A 19,458-nucleotide genomic window follows, 5' to 3' on the forward strand; every position below is an offset into this window, starting at 1 on the left:
CCGCTAGGGCAGGAACGGCGCCGAGCCGGTGCCTTCCGCGATGATCCGCTCGAGCACGGCTTCCTCGGTCGTGAATTCCGCGAGACGGTTCGGCTTGCCGAAACCGTGGTAGTCACTCGAGCCTGTCATGACGAGTTCGTAGCGTTCGGCGAGGCGCCGCAGCATCCGTTTTCCTGACTCGGTGTTCTCGCGGTGCCCGACCTCGAGCCCCAGCAGCCCCGCCTCGACCAGGCGCGCGAGGGTCTTGTCGTCGACGACGGCATCCCGACCCTCGGTCGCCGGATGCGCGAGCACCGGCACGCCGCCCGCAGCCCGGATGAGCCGCACGGCGGTGACGGGATCGGGCGCGTAGTGCGGCCTCGTGTAGCCGTGCCGCGGGTGCAGGATCGACTCGAACGCCTCGCTGCGCGTCGCTGCATGCCCCTTCGCGACGAGGGCATCGGCGATGTGGGGCCGGCCCACGGTTGCGCCCTCCTGCGTGTGCTCGAGCACGTCGTCCCAGCTGAGGCTGTAGTCGACCGAGAGCCTGTGCACGATGCTCTCGGCGCGGGTGAGCCGGGACGCGCGGATGCGGGCCGTCTCGGCGACGATCGCGGCATCCGTGGGGTCGAAGAGGTAGGCGAGCACGTGCACTGAGCGCCATTCGAGGCGCGTGCTCAGTTCCATGCCGGGGATGACGGTGAGCGAGGTGCCGACTGCCGCCAGCCGCGCCTCCTCCCACCCGGCCGTCGAGTCGTGGTCGGTGATGGCGATCGCGTCGAGACCGGCCTCGATCGCCGCCTCGACAAGCATTGTCGGGGTGTCTGTGCCGTCCGAGACGCTGCTGTGCGTGTGCAGGTCGATGACGCGGGCCATGCCGCCACTCTATTCGCGTGGGCCAAGTAGTGTTGCATGGCCATGTTCCGTCGACTCATTGCCGCCCTCGTGATCGGGGGGACGGCCGTGCTCCTGCTGGTCATGGCCTGGCCGCAGCTGTTCGGGGCGCAGCGCCTCGGCGGGGTCGTGCAGCTCGTGTCGCTGCGGGGCCTTGCGATCGCGGTCGCCCTCGCGCTCGTCGTCGTGCTGCTCCTGCTCGCCCTCATCATCCGCCGCTTCCGGCCGCTGGCAGCGTCGCTCACGGTGCTCCTCCTCGCCTTCGCGGCCGTCAGCGGAGCTGTGCTCGGCACTCGCGGCTTCGGGCCGGGCGACTCGATCGATCCATCCCAGCGCGCCGCCGACGCTGTGACCGTCATGGCCTGGAACACCCTCGGCCCCGCGACGGAGGCAGCGGATGTCGCATCCCTCGCCCTCGAGGTCGAGGCCGATGTCGTCGTGCTGCCCGAGACCCGCGAGGAGGACGCGATCGAGGCTGCCCTGCTCATGCGCGAGGCGGGCCAGCCGATGTGGGTGCTCTCGAGCGCCTATGACCGCATCTCCCCGGCGCGCTCAACGTCGATGCTCATCAGCGTCAGCCTTGGTGAGTATCGCTTCGACCCGGATGCGCGCACGACAGCCGTGCTGCCGACGGTCGTCGCGACGCCCCTCGACGGCGAGGGGCCGACCCTCGTGGCGGTGCACGCGGTCGCCCCCATCCAGGGACAGATGGACAATTGGCGCAGCGACCTTGAGTTCCTCGCTGAGCTGTGTTCGGGCGACGACATCATCATGGCGGGCGACTTCAACTCGACGATCGACCATTTCTCTGGCCTCGGCTCACTTGGGTCCCGCGCACAGGCCGACCCCCGCGCCGCGGCGGCTCGGCTCGGCGACTGCTCGGATGCCGCGGCGCTGGCCGGCGCCGGGGCGGTCGGCACGTGGCCCACGTGGGTTCCTGCGCCGTTCGGCGCCCCCATCGACCATGTCATGGCGACTGCCATGTGGCAGGTCGATGGCTTCCGGGTGATCGACGACCGTGATGCCACGGGCAGCGACCACCGCCCGGTCGTCGCGGTGCTCAGCCCTGCCGCCTGAGCGGCAGCATCCACTTCCTCTGCAAGGTCACGATTTGGTATCCGACTTGCGAGAGTGAGCGTTCTGTATTTATATAGAGAATGCGTTCTACAGAGTGCTCGTTCTACAGAATGGGCGTTCTGCAGAATGGACTCTCTTGTCCACACGCATCCCAGATACATCGTCGGGCACGCCAGCCCGATGCCGACCAGCGAAGGAAGAGCATGTACGACACGATCGTTGCCCCAGCAGTTCTCCCGCAGCGCGAGGCCCCCACTGCGCCCTACCCCGTCGAGTCCGAAGACCACGTCTCGCTCGCCATGGCGCCCATCTCCTCACTCTTCGGTCCGCTCGTGCCGCGCAATGCGCACCGTCGCCCCGCTCGCGCCCGGCGCACCTACCGCGCCGTCGCCTGACAGGCGTAGGGGTCGGTCCGCACTCCCAGCGCGTTTTCCCCGCCCCGGTGGGACAATGGCTGGATGGACGCGCACGCCACTGAGACCACCGGCACCAACACGACCGATACGACGAGTACGGCAACGCCCGACGTGACGCCAGAGGCTACGGCCCCGAGGGCAACGGCCAATCGCTCGACGACGCCAAGCTCCTCCACCTTCACTGACTACATCTCATCGCAGTGGGCAACTCGCGAGGAGACCACGCCGAGTGCCCGCGAGGTCGCCGAGCACGCGGCCCGCCGCAGGGCAGCAATCTCAGCGCTGCACCGAGGACGGCGACTCATCGTGCCCGCCGGCGCAGCCAAGGTGCGCTCCAACGACACCGACTACCCCTACCGGGCCCACTCCGCCTTCGCCCACCTCACCGGCTGGGGCGCCGACAGCGAGCCCGGCGCAGTACTCGTGCTCGAACCGACGGGCGAGACGCATGAGGCCACCCTCTACTTCCGCGAGCGCGCGGGCCGCGACTCCGATGAGTTCTACGCGAACCCTGAGATCGGTGAGTTCTGGATCGGGCCGCGCCCCTCGCTGCGACAGGTCTCCGCCGACCTCGCAATCGCGACTGAGCACCTCGCCGAGTTCGACGCCGTCGTCGCGACGAGTGACGCATCCACCCTCATCGTGCGTGATGCAGACGACGCTGTCACCCGCCGCGTCGACGAGACCCGCACGACCCTCTCCCCCGACGACGAGTCGTGGCGAGAAGCGGATGACGCCCTCTCACGCGACTGCTCCGAACTGCGGCTCGTGAAGGATGCCTGGGAGGTGCAGCAGATGCGCCTCGCCGTCACTGCGACCGCCCGCGGCTTCGACGACGTCATCGCGGACCGCGACGAGATCGTCGCCCACCCCCGCGGCGAGCGCCTCGTCGAGGGCACCTTCAACCGGCGGGCCCGCGCCGATGGCAACACGGTCGGCTACGACACGATCGCCGCGAGCGGCCCGCACGCCTGCATCCTGCACTGGACGCGCAACGACGGCGCCGTGCGCGAGGGTGACCTCATCCTCCTCGACGCCGGCATCGAACTCGAGAGCTACTACACGGCAGACATCACCCGCACGCTGCCCGTGAGCGGCACCTTCACGCCCGTGCAGCGTCGCGTCTACGAGGCCGTGCTCGAAGCAGCGGATGCCGCCTTCGCGATCGTGCGTCCCGGCATCCGCTTCCGGGAGATCCACGCTGAGGCCATGCGGGTCATCGCCGAGAAGACGGCCGAGTGGGGCCTGCTCCCCATCAGCGCCGAGGAGTCGCTCGAGGCCGACAAGCAGTACCACCGCCGCTACATGGTGCACGGCACGAGCCACCACCTGGGGATGGATGTGCACGACTGTGCCAAGGCTCGTCGTGAGCTCTACCTCGACGGGGTGCTCGAGGAGGGCATGGTCTTCACGATCGAGCCAGGGCTCTACTTCCAGCCCGATGACCTCACGGTGCCCGAGGAGTACCGCGGCATCGGCGTGCGCATCGAAGACGACATCCTCGTGACCGCTGACGGGGCCGAGAATCTCAGCGTCGGCATCCCGCGCACGGCAGACGACGTCGAGCAGTGGATGTCGCGGCGCTGACCCAGTCGGCAGCGCTGACTCACTCGGTGGGTTCGGGCTGCGCGAGCAGTTCCTGCGCGCGCAGGGCGAGCGAGGGGTCGACCACGATCTGGTAGTTCGACGCGATGACCTGGTGCGTCGAGGTGAAGTCGCGGCGGCTGCGATTCATGGCGTAGGAGACGATGCCGAAGATCATGCCGAAGCCTGCACCGATAAGGAGCGCCGCGCCCACGAAGGCGATCGCGCCGGGATTGTCGGAGAACAGGAACAGGATGATGCCGAAGAAGAGGCCGAACCAGGCACCGCTCGCGGCTCCCGCACCCGCCGCGCGGCCGTAGGTGAGCTTGCCCGTGACCCGCTCGACGGTCTTGAGGTCATTGCCCACGATCGCGAGCTGCTTGACCGGAAACTCGCGCTTCGCCAGCCGGTCGACGACCCCCTGGGCCTCGGGGTAGGTCTCGTAGGTGCCGAGGATCTCACCACGGGGAAGACTGGGCGTCAGGGCACCGCGACGCGAGAACGGAGATGGGCTGGTCACAGGCTCATTCTTCCATGCGACGGCTAGGGTTAAGCCGTGAGCCCCACACGAGTGTTCGTCGCGCGCCTGACCGGGTGCTCCGTCTTCGACCCCGCGGGTGACAAGGTCGGCCGTGTGCGCGATGTGCTCGTCGTCTACCGGGCCACCCAGTCCCCCCGCGTCGTCGGTTTCATCGTCGAGGTTCCCGGTCGTCGCCGGGTGTTTCTCTCGATCGGGCGCATCACGAGCATCAGCTCGGGGCAGATCATCACGACCGGCCTCATCAACCTGCGCCGCTTCGAGCAGCGCGGTGGCGAGGTGCGGGTCATCGCCGAGATGCTGGGCCGCCGTGTGACCCTCGTGAACGGCCGCGGCACGGCCACGATCGAGGATGTCGCGATCGAGGAGACCGGGCCCGGCGAGTGGCAGGTCAGCGAGCTCTTCCTGCGCAGGCCCAAGACGAGCGCCTCGCCCTTCGCCAAGGGCCCCACGCATTTCGCCTCGTGGGACGAGGTGCGCGAGAACACCGACGACGGCGAGGCGCAGTCGGCGACACAGCTGCTCGCAACCTACGAGGACATGCTCCCCGCCGACCTCGCGAGTGCCCTGCTCGACCTGCCGGAACAGCGGATGCTCGAGGTCGCGGGTGAACTGAGCGACGACCGCCTGGCCGACGTGCTGGAGGAGATGCCGGAGGAGCGCCAGGTCGAGATCCTCGACAAGCTCGAGGACCGCCGCGCCGCCGACGTGCTCGACCAGATGCAGCCGGATGACGCTGCCGACCTCATCGCGCAGCTCAGCGAGGAGCGCAGCGAGGTGCTGCTCGACCTCATGCAGCCTGACGGCGCCGATGACGTGCGCATGCTGCTCAACTACGAGCCCGACACGGCCGGTGGTCTCATGACGACCGACCCCATCATCGTCTCGTCTGAGGCGACCGTCGCAGAGGGGCTCGCCCTCATCCGTCGTCACGAGCTCGCGCCAGCACTCGGCGCCGCGATCTGCGTCACCCTTCCGCCTTACGAGACGCCCACGGGTCGCTTCCTCGGCATGGTGCACTTCCAGCGGATGCTCCGCTACCCGCCCGGCGAGCGCCTCGGCACCCTCATCGACCAGAAGCTCGAGCCCGTGCATGTCGACGCCTCGGCGGCGGAGGTCGCGCGCATCCTCGCGAGCTATGACCTCGTCTCAGTGCCCGTCGTCGACGACACCCACCGGCTCGTCGGCATTGTCACGATCGACGACGTGCTCGACTACCTGCTGCCCGATGACTGGCGAAGTCACGACGAGGACGACGACTTCTCGCCGCCCACCCTCGACACCCGACCCCAGCCCGTGATCACAACCGCCGCTCCCCCAGGAAGGAGGCGCCCGAATGGCCAGACACGATGACGGCGACCTCCAGGAGCCCAAGAACCTGAAGCAGTCCCGGCTGCCCCGCTTCGGCCGCGGCCAGGACCGCATGGGGCGCTTCTCCGAGGCGTTCGCCCGGTCGATGGGAACCCCCTGGTTCCTCGTTGGCATGACGGTGTTCTGTGCCGTGTGGATCACCTACAACACGATCGCGCCCGAGGAGATGCAGTTCGACCCCCGCGCGCTCAACTACACGCTGCTCACGCTTATCCTGTCGCTGCAGGCGAGCTACGCGGCGCCCATGATCCTCCTTGCACAGAACCGCCAGGACGACCGTGACCGCGTGCAGATCGAGCAGGACCGCCAGCGCGCAGAGCGCAACCTCAACGACACCGAATATCTCGCGCGCGAGGTCGTGGCCCTTCGCCTCGCGATGAAGGATGTCGCGACGAAGGACTTCATCCGCGCCGAACTGCGCTCCATGCTCGACGAGCTCGACCGCGAGAAGAGCGAACCCCGGAATGACTGAGGCGGCCGTCCGCGCCGCCCTCGCCCGCGTGATTGACCCCGAGATCCGGCGCCCCATCACCGAGCTCGACATGGTGGGTGACGTGCAGGTCGACGGCGCTAGGGCATCCGTCACCATCAAGCTGACGATCGTCGGATGCCCCGCGGCCGACCGCATCGAACGTGACGTGCGCGAGGCGGTCGCGACGGCGGGCATCGACGAGCTCGACCTCACGATCACGGTCATGACGCCCGAGGAGCGCCGCGCCCTCACGGAGCGACTGCAGGGCGGCCGCACCCGCACGATGCCGTTCACGCGCGAGAGCCTCACGCGCGTGATCGCGGTCACGAGCGGCAAGGGCGGCGTGGGCAAGTCGACCGTCACGGCGAACCTCGCGGTGGCCCTCGCGGCGCGTGGCCTCAGCGTCGGGCTCGTCGACGCGGATGTCTTCGGTTTCTCCATCCCCGCGATCCTCGGCATCCCCGACGCGAAGCCGACCCGGGTGGGCGAGATGATCCTGCCGCCCGTCGCGCAGGGCGTGAAGGTCATCTCGATCGGCATGTTCGTGGAGGGCCAGGCCGCCGTCTCCTGGCGCGGGCCCATGCTGCACCGCACGATCCAGCAGTTCCTGACCGATGTCTATTTCGGCGACCTCGACGTGCTCCTGCTCGACCTGCCGCCCGGCACGGGCGACGTCGCGATCTCGGTCGGCCAGCTGCTCCCCCACGCCGAGGTGCTCGTGGTCACGACCCCTCAGGCGGCCGCCGCCGAGGTGGCAGAGCGCAGCGGCATCGCCGCCCGCCAGACGGGCCAGCAGGTCATCGGCATCGTCGAGAACATGGCCGGCCTCGTGCAGCCAGACGGCAGCATCCTGGAGCTCTTCGGCTCCGGCGGTGGCGATGAGCTGTCCCGGCGCCTCGCGGTGCCCGTGCTCGCCCGCATCCCGTTGAGCGTGCCACTACGCGCAGGCGGCGACGAGGGCCGCCCGGTCGTGCTGTCGACGCCGACGGATGCCGCGGCATCCGCCATCTCGCACTTGGCCGAGCAGCTCGCCCGCCGCGGGCGCGGGCTCGCCGGCCGAAGCCTGGGGGTCTCCCCCGCCTAGGATGGCGGAATGGCAGGCTCACAGCTCACACCCGAGGTCATTGCCGACCTCGTCCCCGACCTCACGACTACATCGGGCGACACCGCCGACGTCATGGCTCCCTTCACTGGTGAGGTGCTGCACGCGCTTCCCCTCAGCACGGTCGACGACGTGCGCGACGCGGCCGAGCGGGCCCGTCTCGCGCAGCTCGCCTGGCAGCACGCGGGCTTCGCGCACCGCCGCCGGGTGCTGCTGAAGGCGCACGACCTGCTGCTCGAGCGGCGCCAGCTCCTCCTCGACGCCGTGCAGAGCGAGACCGGCAAGACGCGCGGCCAGGCCTTCGAGGAGGTCTTCCAGGCCGCGAACGTCACGCGCTACTACGCCCTCACGGCGCAGCGTGTGCTGCGGCCGGAGTCGCGTCGCTCCGCCATCCCCGTCGTCGTCACGACGCAGGTCGACGTGCGGCCGAAGGGCGTCGTCGGCGTCATCACGCCCTGGAACTTTCCGCTCAGCCTCTCGATCATGGACGTCATCCCCGCCCTCGCCGCGGGCAACGGCGTCGTGCAGAAGGCCGACAACCAGGGCGCACTGAGCATCCTTGCCTCGCGCCGCGCCTTCATCGACGCTGGCGTGCCGGCCGAGCTCTGGCAGGTCGTCGCGGGCGCGGGTGCCGAGATCGGCACGGCCGTGACGGATGTCGCGGACTACGTGTGCTTCACCGGCTCGACCGCGACGGGGCGCACGGTCGCAAAGCGTGCGGCCGAGCGGCTCGTGGGCGTCTCGCTCGAACTGGGCGGCAAGAACCCGCTCCTCGTACTCGACGACGTCAACCCCGAGAAGGCGGCTGCAGACGCCGCGTATGCCTGCTTCTCGTCGATGGGGCAGCTGTGTGTCTCGATCGAACGCATCATCGTGCACAGCGCCGTCGCCGACGACTTCATCGACGCCTTCGTGCGCCGCGTCGAGGCCCTCAGCATCGGGCCCGCCTACGACTACACGACGGATGCCGGTTCCCTGGCGCTGCCGTCACAGCTCGAGACCGTGCAGCGCCACGTCGATGACGCCCTCGCGAAGGGCGCGACGCTCCTCACGGGCGGCCGCGCCCTGCCGCACCTCGGCCCGCTCTTCTACGCCCCCACGGTGCTGACGGATGTCACGCCCGAGATGGAGTGCCACTCCAACGAGACCTTCGGCCCCGTCGTGAGCATCACCATCGTCGACAGCGAGGAGGAGGCGATCGTCGCGGCGAACGACACGGAGTACGGGCTCAATGCGTCCATCCTGAGTGGAAGCATCCGTCGCGCCCGTCGCGTGGCGAGCGCGCTCGAGAGCGGCAGCGTCAACATCAACGAGGGGTACCGTGCGACCTTCTCAGCGATCGACGCGCCCATGGGCGGCGCGAAGCAGTCGGGGCTGGGTCGCCGCAATGGCCCGGAGGGACTCCTGCGCTTCGTCGAGCAGCGCACCGTCTCGGCCAACACTGGCATCATGTCGCTGCCGCGCACGGCCGAGGAGTTCACGCCGCTCGTTGGCGTCATGGTGACGCTCCTCGTGGCGTTGCGCACGCTCCGCCTCCGCTGACCCGTCTTTCCCAATTCAGGACCCGGCCTTCCTAACTCAGGAGTCACCTGGCGTGCCGACCGGCCCGAACAGACACTCCTGAGTTGGGAAAGCGCTAGGTGGCCTCGGAGTCGAAGGGGACGGCCTCGCCCGACTCCGCGAGCTGGGCGCGCCGAGCGGCGGCCGACTCGACCGGGCGGGCGCGCGTCGGCGGCTTGACGACCGGCTCGGGTTCTTCGACGAGGGCCTCACGGATGATTCGGCGCGGGTCATACTGCCGCGGATCGAGTTTCTGCCAGTCCACGTCGTCGAACTCGGGCCCCATCTCCTCGCGGAGTCGGTCCTTGGCGCCGTTCGCCATGTCGCGCAGCGATCGCACGAGCCGCGCGAGCTTGGCGGAGTATTCGGGCAGGCGCTCGGGGCCGAGCACGAACACGGCGATCAGCCCGATGAGGAGCAGCTTCTCGAACGTGAGCCCAAACACTCGTTCAGACTAACGTGATCGGCCGAGGCGGAGCCGTATCCTTGGATGAGCCCCACTTCGCAACCCGGGGCAGGGAGCCCCCACGTGTCTGACAAAGATTCCAACTGGCGTTTCGTCGAGGAACTCATCACCGAGCCCAACGAGATCGCGCAGGCCCGCCAGCATTCCCTCGAGCTGGGTGTCGAGCCGATCGCACCGGCGGTCGGCGCCCAGGTATCCCTCATCGCGGCGGCGTCCGGCGCCAGGAACATGATCGAGATCGGCACGGGGCTCGGCGTGAGCGGCCTCTGGCTGCTGCGCGGCGCCCCGGATGCGACCCTCACCTCGATCGATATTGAGTCGGACTACCAGCAGGCCGCCCGCAAGGCTTTCGTCGCGGCGGGCACCCCGAGCAGCCGGGCGCGCCTCATCACGGGCCGCGCCCGCGACGTGCTCCCGCGCATGAACGAGCAGTCCTACGACGTCGTACTCGTCGATGCGGATGCCGCATCCGTCATCGAATACGTCGAGCACGGCCTGCGGCTCGTGCGCCCGGGCGGCACCGTGCTCGTGCCCCATGCCCTCTGGCGCGACAAGGTCGCCGACCCGACCAAGCGGGACGACACGACGGCCGGGTTCCGGGCCCTCATCAAGGAGACGGCCGACTCGACGGCAGTACTGAGCGCCCTGTCTCCCGCGGGGGATGGGCTGCTGCAGCTGACCCGACTGCGAGACTGAGCTCGGGGTCGTCGCCTCGCGGCGCGACGTGCGGTGTTGGCCGGGTGCCGTTAGGCGCTGACGACGCCGGCGAGGGCGTCGTGGAGTTCCTTTGCTTCCGCGTCGTTGACGGAAACGACGAGCCGTCCGCCGCCCTCGAGGGGCACGCGCACGATGATGAGACGACCCTCCTTAACAGCCTCCATTGGTCCGTCGCCGGTCCTCGGTTTCATGGCCGCCATTGGGTCCCCTTTCGTGGATGTCTCTCCATTATTCCGCACGGGGGCGCCATAAGTGAAAACGGCGGGGACGGTCGAGCCCTAGTTGCCCGACAACCAGCGGCGCAGGCCCGCCTCACAATCAACAATCTGCTGCACGGGAACCCGTTCATCGTCGGCGTGCGCCTTGAGGGGGTCACCCGGCCCGTAGTTGACGGCGGGAACTCCGAGCGCCGAGAAGCGCGCGACATCCGTCCAACCGTACTTCGGATGCGCCGTGGCGCCCACTGCCGCCAGGAACTCGCGCGACAGGGGCGAGTCGAGCCCCGGGCGGGCACCCTCAGCGCGGTCTACGACCGTGACGTCGAAGCCATGGAACACCTCGCGCAGGTGCGCCTCCGCCTCGTCTGCCGAACGGCTCGGGGCGAAGCGGTAGTTGACGTGCACCATGCACTCGTCGGGGATGACGTTGCCCGCGATGCCGCCCGAGATGCCGACGGCGCTCAGCCCCTCCCGGTAGACGAGTCCTTCGACCTCGATCTCGCGCGCCTTGTACTCGACGAGGCGCTGGAGGATGGGCGTCGCCGCGTGGATGGCGTTGTCGCCGACCCAGGGCCGGGCCGAGTGGGCGCGGAGCCCGAAGGTGCGCACCTCGACGCGCATATTGCCGTTGCATCCGCCCTCGACCTCGGAACGGGTCGGCTCGCCCAGGATGGCAAAGTCACCCTTGAGGAGCTCCGGGCGCGTGCGGGCAAGGCGGTTCAGGCCGTTCATGTCGTCGGAGACCTCTTCGTGGTCGTACCAGATCCACGTGACGTCGACAGGCGGCTCGGTGAGCTCGGCGGCGAGCTTGAGCTGCACCGCGACCCCCGCCTTCATGTCGACCGTGCCACGACCCCACAGGTACTCGACGCCATCGATCGTCTCGAAGCGCGTCGGCACGTTGTTGTTGATCGGCACAGTATCGATGTGGCCGGCGATCACGACGCGGCGGTCGCGACCCAGCTGCGTGCGCGCGATGACGGCATCGCCATCGCGGATGATCTCGAGGTGTGCACAGGGGGCGAGGGCGGCAACGATGGCATCGGCGACGGCTGCCTCATCACCCGACACGGAGGGGATGTCACAGAGCCGCTGTGTGATCTCGACGGAGGTCGCGGAGAGGTCGAGCACGGGAGTGGTCAGGCTGCTGGTCGACATGGCCCCAGCCTAATCGCCGATACTCTGGAGGGCATGACTTCACCTGCCTGGGGCTACGGCCTCGCCACCATCTCGGCTGACGGCACCGTGCTCGACACGTGGTTCCCCACCCCCGAACTCGGCACCCGTCCCGCCCATGTCGACCCCCACATCGCGCCCTCCGAATTCGAGGAACTCACCCGGACCGACGAGCGCCGCAACGTGCGCCTCGAGTTCATGACGGTCGAGATCGACCTCGACGAGGCACCCGCGTCGACGCCCGACGCCTACCTCCGCCTACACCTGCTCAGCCACCTGCTCGTCGCGCCCAACAGCATCAACCTCGACGGCATCTTCGGCAAGCTGCCCAACGTCGCGTGGACCAACGCGGGGCCCGTGCAGCTCGATGACTTCACCCGCCTGCGCCCCTCGCTGCAGCGCCACGGCATCGTCGCGCACAGCGTCGACAAGTTTCCCCGCCTCATCGACTACGTCACGCCCGCCGGCGTGCGCATCGCGGATGCCGACCGGGTGCGCCTCGGAGCCCACCTCTCCCCCGGCACGACCGTCATGCACGAGGGCTTCGTCAACTTCAACGCCGGCACGCTCGGCGCCTCCATGGTCGAGGGACGCATCTCGCAGGGCGTCATCGTCGGCGACGGCACCGACATCGGCGGTGGAGCCTCCATCATGGGCACGCTGAGCGGCGGCGGCACGGAACGCATCACGGTCGGCCAGCGGGCCCTCCTGGGCGCGAACTCGGGCATCGGCATCTCCATCGGCGACGACTGCGTCGTCGAGGCCGGCCTCTACGTCACGGCAGGCACCAAGGTCACCGTGATCGACGACTCGGGCGAGCGCACCGCCAAGGCATCCGAGCTCAGCGGTGTGCCGAACCTGCTCTTCCGCCGCAACTCCGTCTCGGGCGCCGTCGAGGTGCTCGCGCGCACCGGCAAGGGCATCGAGCTCAACGCGGCGCTGCACGCCTAGCCGTACGCCAACGAGAAACGCCCCGACATCGTCGGGGCGTTTCTTCGTGGTGCGACTCAGCGCTCGTTTGGCCACTCGCGGGCGGGCTCGCCCACGTAGAGCTGCTGCGGGCGACCGATCTTGGTCTTGGGGTCGTTGTTGGCCTCGCGCCAGTGGGCGATCCATCCGGGCAGGCGGCCGATCGCGAACAGCACCGTGAACATCCGCGTGGGGAAGCCCATGGCCTTGTAGATGACGCCCGTGTAGAAGTCGACGTTGGGGTAGAGCTTGCGCTCGATGAAGTAGTCATCGGCGAGTGCGACGCCCTCGAGCTCCATCGCGATGTCGAGCAGGTCGTCCTTGATGCCAAGGGCCTCGAGCACCTCGTGGGCGCTCTCCTTGACGAGGCGTGCCCGGGGGTCGAAGTTCTTGTAGACGCGGTGGCCGAAGCCCATGAGACGGATGCCGTCTTCTTTGTTCTTGACCCGCTCGACGAACTTCTCGACGCTCTGGCCGGAGTCCTTGATCTGGTTGAGCATGGTGAGCACGGCCTCGTTGGCGCCGCCGTGGAGGGGGCCGTAGAGCGCGTTGATGCCGGCGGAGACGGATGCGAAGAGGTTCGCCTCGGTGGAGCCGACGAGACGCACGGTCGAGGTCGACGCGTTCTGCTCGTGGTCCTCGTGCAGGATCAGGAGGCGCTCGAGCGCCGTCGCGAGCACGGGGTTAACCTCGTAGTCCTCGGCCATGTTGCCGAAGTTCATCTTGAGGAAGTTCTCGACGAAGCTCAGCGAGTTGTCGGGGTAGAGGAACGCCTGGCCGATCGCCTTCTTGTGCGCGTAGGCCGCGATCGTCGGCAGCTTGGCGAGGAGGCGGATGGTCGAGATCTCGACCTGCTCGGGGTCGTGCACGTCGAGCGAGTCCTCGTAGTACGTCGACAGCGCCGAGACGGCCGAGGAGAGCACCGACATGGGGTGCGCGTTGTGCGGGAGCGCATCGAAGAAGCGCTTGAGGTCTTCGTGGAGGAGCGTGTGGCGACGAACCTTCTCCTCGAACTCCTCGAGTTCAGAAGCGGTCGGCAGGTTGCCGTACATGAGCAACCACGCGACCTCGAGATAGGTGGAGTTCTTCGCGACATCCTCGATCGCGTAGCCCCGGTAGCGCAGGATGCCCGCATCCCCATCGATATAGGTGATGGCGCTCTTCGTTGACGCGGTGTTGACGAAACCCTGGTCGAGCGTCGTGTAACCGGTCTGCTTGGTGAGCGTCGAGATGTCGATGCTGTGTGCGCCCTCGACACTCGACAGGATCGGGAATTCGGCGGACCCTCCGGGATAGTGGAGCGTGGCCTTCTCGGCGTTGGTGATGGCAGCGTCGTTCACACTTACAGCCTAGAGTGCACTTTGCTGCACCGTTGAACCGTCTAAAGGAAAATCCGGATGCTTGGGGAGATTCTCCAAAGCATCCGGATCTTGCGGTGCGTGCCGTCGCTGGGCTCAGGCCGGCGGCTGCGGGGGCAGGGCTGCCACGATCGGGTGGTCCTTGTGGATCACGCCGACCTTCGCTGCGCCGCCAGGGGAGCCGATGTCGTCGAAGAACTCGACATTGGCCTTGTAGTAGTCGGCCCACTGCTCGGGGGTGTCGTCTTCGTAGTAGATCGCCTCGACGGGGCACACGGGCTCGCAGGCACCACAGTCGACGCACTCGTCGGGGTGGATGTAGAGCATCCGATCGCCCTCGTAGATGCAGTCGACCGGGCACTCGTCGACACACGCGCGGTCTTTGACATCGACGCACGGTAGAGCGATGACATAGGTCACAGCGACGATCCCTCCTGTCTGGGCTGGACTCCCATCCTATCCCCGCCCCGCGTGGGAAGCTTCGGCCACGCGAGCACCACGAGGGAGATCAGCAGGGGCGCGTAGGCCCAGACGAAGCCCTCGACGTTGCCCGGCACGAGCACCGAGCCGCCCGGCCCCTCCTGCGAGAGCAGGGCCGTGGCACCCGCGACGCCGACCGCCGTGCTGAGGGCGATGAGCCGGCTCTCGAAGACCAGGCGCATGCCGACGAGCAGCGCACCGACGACGAGCAGGCTGACGATGAGGCCGATGGGGATCGTGACCTCGCCGAGCGTCAGGCGGTGCTGATGGTTGATCGTGAGCAGCACCCCGATCAGCAGGCCGATGATGAGGGAGACGAGCGAGGAGGCGACACGGCTCGTGCGGGTCTCCGGTTCGGGGTCGCCGGACTCGGGCGCACCCGCCGCGGCATCCACCAGCCGGAGTCCCTCAATGGTCGCGACAGGCCGCACGCGGCCGTTGGAGAGCGCGAAGCTCACGGGCTCACCCTCGCGCTCGATCACGGTGACCTGCGTGGCGTGCGCCCGCAGCGCGGCCACCTTCGCGTCGAGCACCGGCGTGACGTCGAGGAGCATGACGTCGTCGGGGGCATCGTGCGCCTCGGGGTCGCTGACCCAACGTTCGAGCTGCGCGGCGTCTTCGACCGCCTCGAGGAAGCCGACTCCGGCCCTGCCCGCCGCCTCCCGGGCGGCACGGTGCGCGAGCACGTGATCCGGATGCCCATAGCCGCCGCGCTCGTCATAGCTCACGACGGACGTGGCCCCCGTCGTGCGGATCGCGGCGACCATGTCGGCGACGACCTCTTCGAAGTCGGCGAGGCAGAGGCATCCGGGGCTCGCGTCGGGCACCAGGTGGGGCAGGCCATCGGCGCCCTCGACCATGCCGGAGTCCTCGTAGCGGCGCTCGGGAAGGCCTTCCGCCCGCGCGCCCGCGGCGCCGAGGTAGAGGTGGCGCGTGACGCCCAGCTCGCGCAGGGCATCGGCGAGTTCGCCCTCACGGTGGGCGGCGAGGGCCGGCCCGACACCCTCGAGGTGCGCGAGTTGCGGCGGGATGACCTCGCCCCGCTCGCCGCGCGTGCAGGTGAGGAGCGAGACCGCCACGCCCTGCTGTGCGAGCGTCGCTATCGACCCGCCCGTCGAGATCGTCTCGTCGTCGGGGTGGGCGTGCACGAACAGCACGCCCTCATTCGGCAGGCCTGAGGACTTCACCCCTACAGACTAGGCTCCGCCGCGCGATCGCTGCCGCGCGGCGGAGTCGAGACTACGCGTCCTGCTTCTTAGCGCGCGCCGTGGCGCGACCGCGCGCGATCGAGTCGAGCTCGACCTTGCGGATGCGGATGACCTCGGGCGTGACCTCGACGCACTCATCCTCACGGCAGAACTCGAGGCTCTCCTCGAGCGTCAGCTGGCGCGGGGGCGTCATCGACTCGAAGTTGTCGGCAGTCGACTGCCGCATGTTGGTGAGCTTCTTCTCCTTGGTGATGTTGACATCCATGTCTTCATTGCGGGAGTTCTCGCCCACGACCATGCCCTCATAGACCTCCTGCGTGGGCTGCACGAAGAAGGTCATGCGCTCCTGCAGGTTGATCATGGCGAACGGGGTCGCGACGCCGGCACGGTCGGCAACGATCGAACCGTTGTTGCGGGTCACGATCGAGCCAGCCCACTCGCCGTAGCCGTGCGCGATCGCGTTGGCGATGCCCGTGCCGCGGGTCGTCGTCATGAACTCCGAACGGAAGCCGATGAGGCCGCGCGACGGCACGATGAACTCCATGCGCACCCAGCCGGTGCCGTGGTTCGTCATGTTCTCCATGCGACCCTTGCGGGAGGCGAGAAGCTGGGTGATGGCGCCGAGGTACTCCTCGGGCACGTCGATCGTGAGGTGCTCGAAGGGCTCGTGCAGCTTGCCGTCGATCTTCTTGGTAACGACCTGCGGCTTGCCCACCGTGAGTTCGAAGCCCTCGCGGCGCATCTGCTCGACGAGGATCGACAGGGCGAGCTCGCCGCGGCCCTGCACCTCCCACGCGTCGGGGCGGCCGATGTCGAGCACCTTGAGCGAGACGTTGCCGATGAGCTCCTTGTCGAGCCGGTCCTTGACCATGCGCGCGGTGAGCTTGTGGCCCTTGACCTTGCCGATGAGGGGCGAGGTGTTGGTGCCGATCGTCATCGAGATGGCGGGGTCGTCGACCGTGATGGTCGGCAGCGGGCGCACGTCATCGGGGTCGGCGAGCGTCTCACCGATCGTGATGTCGTCGAAGCCCGCGACCGCGACGATGTCGCCGGGACCCGCGCTCTCAGCGGGGTAACGGTCGAGCGCACGCGTCTTGAGCAGCTCCGTGATGCGGGCACTCGTGACGGTGCCGTCGTGGCGGGCCCAGGCAACCGTCTGGCCCTTCTTCAGGGTGCCGTTGAAGACGCGGAGCAGGGCGAGGCGACCGAGGAACGGCGAGGAGTCGAGGTTCGTGACCCAGGCCTGCAGCGGGTGCTCGTCGTCGTAGCTCGGCGCGGGGATGTGCTCGAGGATCGCCTCGAAGAGGGGCTCGAGGTTGTCGTTATCGGGCAGCGAGCCGTTCTCGGGCTTGTTGCGACTCGCGGCACCGGCACGGCCGGAGGCGTAGACGACGGGCACGTCGAGGATCGCGTCGAGGTCGAGGTCGGGCTGGTCTTCCGCGATGTCGCTCGCAAGGCCGAGCAGGAGGTCCTGGCTCTCGCCGACGACCTCGTCGATGCGCGCATCCGGGCGGTCGGTCTTGTTGACGAGCAGGATGACCGGCAGCTTCGCCTCGAGCGCCTTGCGGAGCACGAAGCGGGTCTGCGGGAGGGGGCCCTCACTGGAGTCGACGAGCAGCACGACGCCGTCGACCATGCTGAGGCCGCGCTCGACCTCACCGCCGAAGTCGGCGTGGCCGGGGGTGTCGATCACGTTGATCGTGATGGGGGTGCCGCCCGCGTGCTCGCCGTTGTAGCTGATCGCCGTGTTCTTGGCGAGGATCGTGATGCCCTTCTCACGCTCCAGCTCGTTCGAGTCCATCGCGCGCTCCTCGACGTCGGCGTGCGCGTCGAAGGAGTTGGTCTGGCGAAGCATCGCGTCGACGAGGGTGGTCTTGCCGTGGTCGACGTGGGCGACGATCGCCACGTTGCGCAGGTCAGAACGGGTGGCAATTGCCATAGAAGTAGTGTCCTCAAAGAATGTGGGAAAGAAAGAAGGGGGGTGGAGTCACCGCTGCCCTACACGGCAAGTGTACTCCCCCGCGCAATTAGCCCTTTGCAGGGTCGTCTGCGGGGCGCCAGCGCCAGGCGTCGTGCAGCACCGTCGGGGCATAGGGCGACGGCGAGACTCCCGCGACCTCGGGCGCGACGACCGTGACGACGGGAAGCTGCGCGATCGGCATGCCCAACCCCTCCTGCCACAGGAGGGCGTCCAGTTCTGCGCGCAGGGCGGCCCGCGCATCCGCGTCGTCCTCGCGCTCGAGTTCGTCAAGCACCTCGTCGATCTCCTCGCTCGCGAAACGGCCGTGGTTGAGCGGCGAATCGCTGCCGAACATGGCGGTCGCCGACTGCGCCGAGAGCGTGCGGTCGCGCAGGCCGTAGAGCGCGGCATCCCAGGCGCCGGGGGTGCCGAGCAGGTTGCGCCAGTCGGGGCTTGAGCAGTCGGTGACGGCGATGCCGACGGATGCCGCGGCATCCCGAATCTCAGAGAACTGGGCCACACGGCGGGGGTTCGCCGGGTCGAAGAGCATGCAGACGGTCGGTCCGGCCTTCACCTCGCCGTCGGCGATGGCGGATGCGAGGCCTCGCTTGGCCGAGCGCGCATCCGCTTCGATGCGGTCGCCGTCGCTTGCCTCGACCGAGTCGTCGTAGCCGTGCGCCCCCGGCATCATCGTGAAGGAGTCGCGTGCCGTGGCATCCGCCCCCTTCGCCCCGGCGGCCTCGATGAGCTCGTCACGGGGAACGCTCGCCAGGAGCGCGCGCCTGACCTCGGAGTTCTCGATGGCGGCGTTGGCGCTGTCGTCGAAGCGCAGCTGGAGCACATCCCAGACACCGCCCCGCGTGACCTTCGGCTCGACCTCGAGGTCGTCGAGCGCCGCCATGACATCGGCCGACACCTGCGGTGAGAGCACGTCGACCTCGCCGTCCTCGAACGCGCTGAGCGCCTCGAGCGGATCAGAGATGTGCCGCACCTCGATCGTCTCGAACCGTGGACGGTGCTCGCCCCGGTAGCGCGGGTTCGCCGTCAGCGTCAGTGCTTCGCTCGCGAGTGCCGTGATCATGTACGGCCCAGTGCCCACGAGCAGCGCCGGGTCGACGTCGCCGGCCTCGACCGCGAAGCCGCTGTTCCAGGCCCGGGAAAGGGCGGCGAGTGCCTCCGAGTCCCGTGTGGCGATGGCATCCACCACCGCGGCCTTGGCCTCCTCGTCGGATGCCTCGTCATCGAGGTCGAGGGCGAGCCTCCCCACGACGTGGGCGGGCAGGCCGACCGTGAAGATCGCGGCCCAGTCAGCCACGGGCTCCTCGAAACGGAGCGTGATGGAGCGGTCGTCGTCGCCGATCTCGGGGAGTCGCGTCGCCAGGTGCAGCCCGTTCGCCGTGAAGCCGTCGAAGTACACGGCATCGTCAGGGAAGTCCTCCGTGAAGAGCCCCGTCTCGGGATCGACGTACTTGTCGGCGTCGATGTCGTCGTCATTCAGCGCCCGGGAGTTCGCAGCCCAGGAGAGCAACAGATCAGCAGCGTCGACCTCGGCGCCATCCGACCACTCCACGCCATCGGCGATCGTGTAGCGCACCTCAAGCGGGTCGTCAGCGAGCTTCTCGACCGCGCCGAACGACTCGTCGAAGATGAGGCGCCCCTCGGCATCCCACGACGCGAAGGAAGAGTTGGTCGCGGCGACCACGCTCGCATTGCTGTCGTTGGCGCTGCCGTGCCCCGTGTTGGGGTTGTATGACGTGAACGGCGCGTCAAGCGCAACCGTGACACTCGTGCCCTCGGCCACGCGGGAGTCGCTCGTGCACGCGGCAAGCCCGAGCACGAGGAGGGCCGAGACCATGACAGCGCCGGATGCCGCGACGGAACGTTTGAGCACCAGACCCCCTTCAGACCGTCGA

At 68.5% G+C, this 19,458-nt stretch carries 19 protein-coding genes; 9 read left to right on the forward strand and 10 right to left on the reverse strand.

The annotated features are described in order from the left end of the window. Window positions 1-3: 3 nt before the first annotated feature. Window positions 4-855 carry a PHP domain-containing protein gene (locus ACIQK7_RS01415; RefSeq protein WP_403020496.1) on the reverse strand — a complete coding sequence of 284 codons (852 nt, stop codon included), beginning with the start codon at window positions 853-855 and terminating at the stop codon, window positions 4-6. 36 nt (window positions 856-891) lie between these two features. Between ACIQK7_RS01415 and ACIQK7_RS01420 the strand changes: the two genes are divergently transcribed. The 3 genes from ACIQK7_RS01420 (at window position 892) to ACIQK7_RS01430 (ending at window position 3,953) form a co-directional block, all read left to right on the forward strand. Further along, a complete protein-coding gene (locus ACIQK7_RS01420; protein WP_403020498.1) occupies window positions 892-1,950 on the forward strand; it encodes an endonuclease/exonuclease/phosphatase family protein in 1,059 nt (352 codons plus the stop codon). Window positions 1,951-2,153: 203 nt separating this feature from the next. Further along, window positions 2,154-2,345, forward strand: coding sequence for a hypothetical protein (locus ACIQK7_RS01425; RefSeq protein WP_403020499.1), 192 nt, complete (start codon window positions 2,154-2,156; stop codon window positions 2,343-2,345). Window positions 2,346-2,408: 63 nt separating this feature from the next. Next, window positions 2,409-3,953: an aminopeptidase P family protein gene (locus ACIQK7_RS01430; protein WP_403020501.1), complete on the forward strand. Its 1,545-nt coding sequence runs from the start codon at window positions 2,409-2,411 to the stop codon at window positions 3,951-3,953. 19 nt (window positions 3,954-3,972) lie between these two features. Here the strand turns inward: ACIQK7_RS01430 and ACIQK7_RS01435 are convergent, their stop codons facing one another. Beyond that, complete coding sequence (locus ACIQK7_RS01435; protein WP_403020502.1) at window positions 3,973-4,470, reverse strand: general stress protein; 498 nt, start codon at window positions 4,468-4,470, stop codon at window positions 3,973-3,975. 36 nt (window positions 4,471-4,506) lie between these two features. On the opposite strand from ACIQK7_RS01435, the gene ACIQK7_RS01440 reads away from it, so the two are divergent. From ACIQK7_RS01440 to ACIQK7_RS01455, 4 genes are read left to right on the forward strand one after another with little or no spacing between them, the layout of a single operon-like run. Then, complete coding sequence (locus ACIQK7_RS01440) at window positions 4,507-5,841, forward strand: magnesium transporter MgtE N-terminal domain-containing protein (protein ID WP_403020504.1); 1,335 nt, start codon at window positions 4,507-4,509, stop codon at window positions 5,839-5,841. After that, entirely contained in the window at window positions 5,825-6,331 is a 507-nt protein-coding gene (locus tag ACIQK7_RS01445) for a DUF1003 domain-containing protein (RefSeq protein WP_403020506.1), read from the forward strand. Before ACIQK7_RS01440 ends, ACIQK7_RS01445 begins: the two co-directional genes overlap by 17 nt. Further along, window positions 6,324-7,415: a P-loop NTPase gene (locus ACIQK7_RS01450; RefSeq protein WP_403020507.1), complete on the forward strand. Its 1,092-nt coding sequence runs from the start codon at window positions 6,324-6,326 to the stop codon at window positions 7,413-7,415. Before ACIQK7_RS01445 ends, ACIQK7_RS01450 begins: the two co-directional genes overlap by 8 nt. 9 nt (window positions 7,416-7,424) lie before the next feature. Further along, on the forward strand, window positions 7,425-8,975 hold the full coding sequence (locus ACIQK7_RS01455) for a succinic semialdehyde dehydrogenase (protein WP_403020509.1): 1,551 nt from the start codon (window positions 7,425-7,427) through the stop codon (window positions 8,973-8,975). A 94-nt stretch (window positions 8,976-9,069) separates the two neighbouring features. Here ACIQK7_RS01455 and ACIQK7_RS01460 read toward each other — a convergent pair whose 3' ends face one another. Continuing rightward, window positions 9,070-9,438, reverse strand: a complete 369-nt coding sequence (locus ACIQK7_RS01460) for a sec-independent translocase (RefSeq protein WP_325209174.1) — start codon at window positions 9,436-9,438, stop codon at window positions 9,070-9,072. Between the two features lie 84 nt (window positions 9,439-9,522). On the opposite strand from ACIQK7_RS01460, the gene ACIQK7_RS01465 reads away from it, so the two are divergent. After that, complete coding sequence (locus tag ACIQK7_RS01465) at window positions 9,523-10,155, forward strand: class I SAM-dependent methyltransferase (protein WP_325209175.1); 633 nt, start codon at window positions 9,523-9,525, stop codon at window positions 10,153-10,155. Window positions 10,156-10,205: 50 nt separating this feature from the next. Here ACIQK7_RS01465 and ACIQK7_RS01470 read toward each other — a convergent pair whose 3' ends face one another. Together ACIQK7_RS01470 and dapE are read right to left on the reverse strand one after the other, a co-directional pair. Beyond that, a complete protein-coding gene (locus ACIQK7_RS01470) occupies window positions 10,206-10,376 on the reverse strand; it encodes a DUF3117 domain-containing protein (protein ID WP_147722088.1) in 171 nt (56 codons plus the stop codon). Window positions 10,377-10,454: 78 nt separating this feature from the next. Beyond that, the gene (gene dapE / locus ACIQK7_RS01475) at window positions 10,455-11,552 is read right to left on the reverse strand and encodes a succinyl-diaminopimelate desuccinylase (RefSeq protein ID WP_403020512.1); all 1,098 of its coding nucleotides are present in this window, start codon (window positions 11,550-11,552) and stop codon (window positions 10,455-10,457) included. A 33-nt stretch (window positions 11,553-11,585) separates the two neighbouring features. Between dapE and dapD the strand changes: the two genes are divergently transcribed. Further along, window positions 11,586-12,521 (forward strand): 2,3,4,5-tetrahydropyridine-2,6-dicarboxylate N-succinyltransferase, encoded by a 936-nt coding sequence (dapD, locus tag ACIQK7_RS01480; RefSeq protein ID WP_403020515.1) that lies wholly within the window; start codon window positions 11,586-11,588, stop codon window positions 12,519-12,521. Window positions 12,522-12,577: 56 nt separating this feature from the next. Here dapD and ACIQK7_RS01485 read toward each other — a convergent pair whose 3' ends face one another. From ACIQK7_RS01485 to ACIQK7_RS01505, 5 genes are all read right to left on the reverse strand, one after another. Then, window positions 12,578-13,879: a citrate synthase gene (locus tag ACIQK7_RS01485; protein ID WP_403020518.1), complete on the reverse strand. Its 1,302-nt coding sequence runs from the start codon at window positions 13,877-13,879 to the stop codon at window positions 12,578-12,580. 114 nt (window positions 13,880-13,993) lie between these two features. Further along, window positions 13,994-14,317, reverse strand: coding sequence for a ferredoxin (gene fdxA, locus ACIQK7_RS01490; protein WP_325209179.1), 324 nt, complete (start codon window positions 14,315-14,317; stop codon window positions 13,994-13,996). Then, window positions 14,314-15,564, reverse strand: coding sequence for a PIG-L family deacetylase (locus ACIQK7_RS01495; RefSeq protein ID WP_403020520.1), 1,251 nt, complete (start codon window positions 15,562-15,564; stop codon window positions 14,314-14,316). The genes fdxA and ACIQK7_RS01495 overlap by 4 nt, the downstream gene beginning before the upstream one ends. 52 nt (window positions 15,565-15,616) lie before the next feature. Next, window positions 15,617-17,524, reverse strand: coding sequence for a translational GTPase TypA (gene typA / locus ACIQK7_RS01500; RefSeq protein ID WP_403020522.1), 1,908 nt, complete (start codon window positions 17,522-17,524; stop codon window positions 15,617-15,619). Between the two features lie 88 nt (window positions 17,525-17,612). Beyond that, a complete protein-coding gene (locus tag ACIQK7_RS01505; protein ID WP_403020524.1) occupies window positions 17,613-19,436 on the reverse strand; it encodes an ABC transporter substrate-binding protein in 1,824 nt (607 codons plus the stop codon). Window positions 19,437-19,458: the final 22 nt, after the last annotated feature.

Origin of the sequence: Salinibacterium sp. GXW1014 (genome assembly GCF_044769865.1) — a bacterium.
Taxonomy (GTDB): domain Bacteria; phylum Actinomycetota; class Actinomycetes; order Actinomycetales; family Microbacteriaceae; genus Homoserinimonas.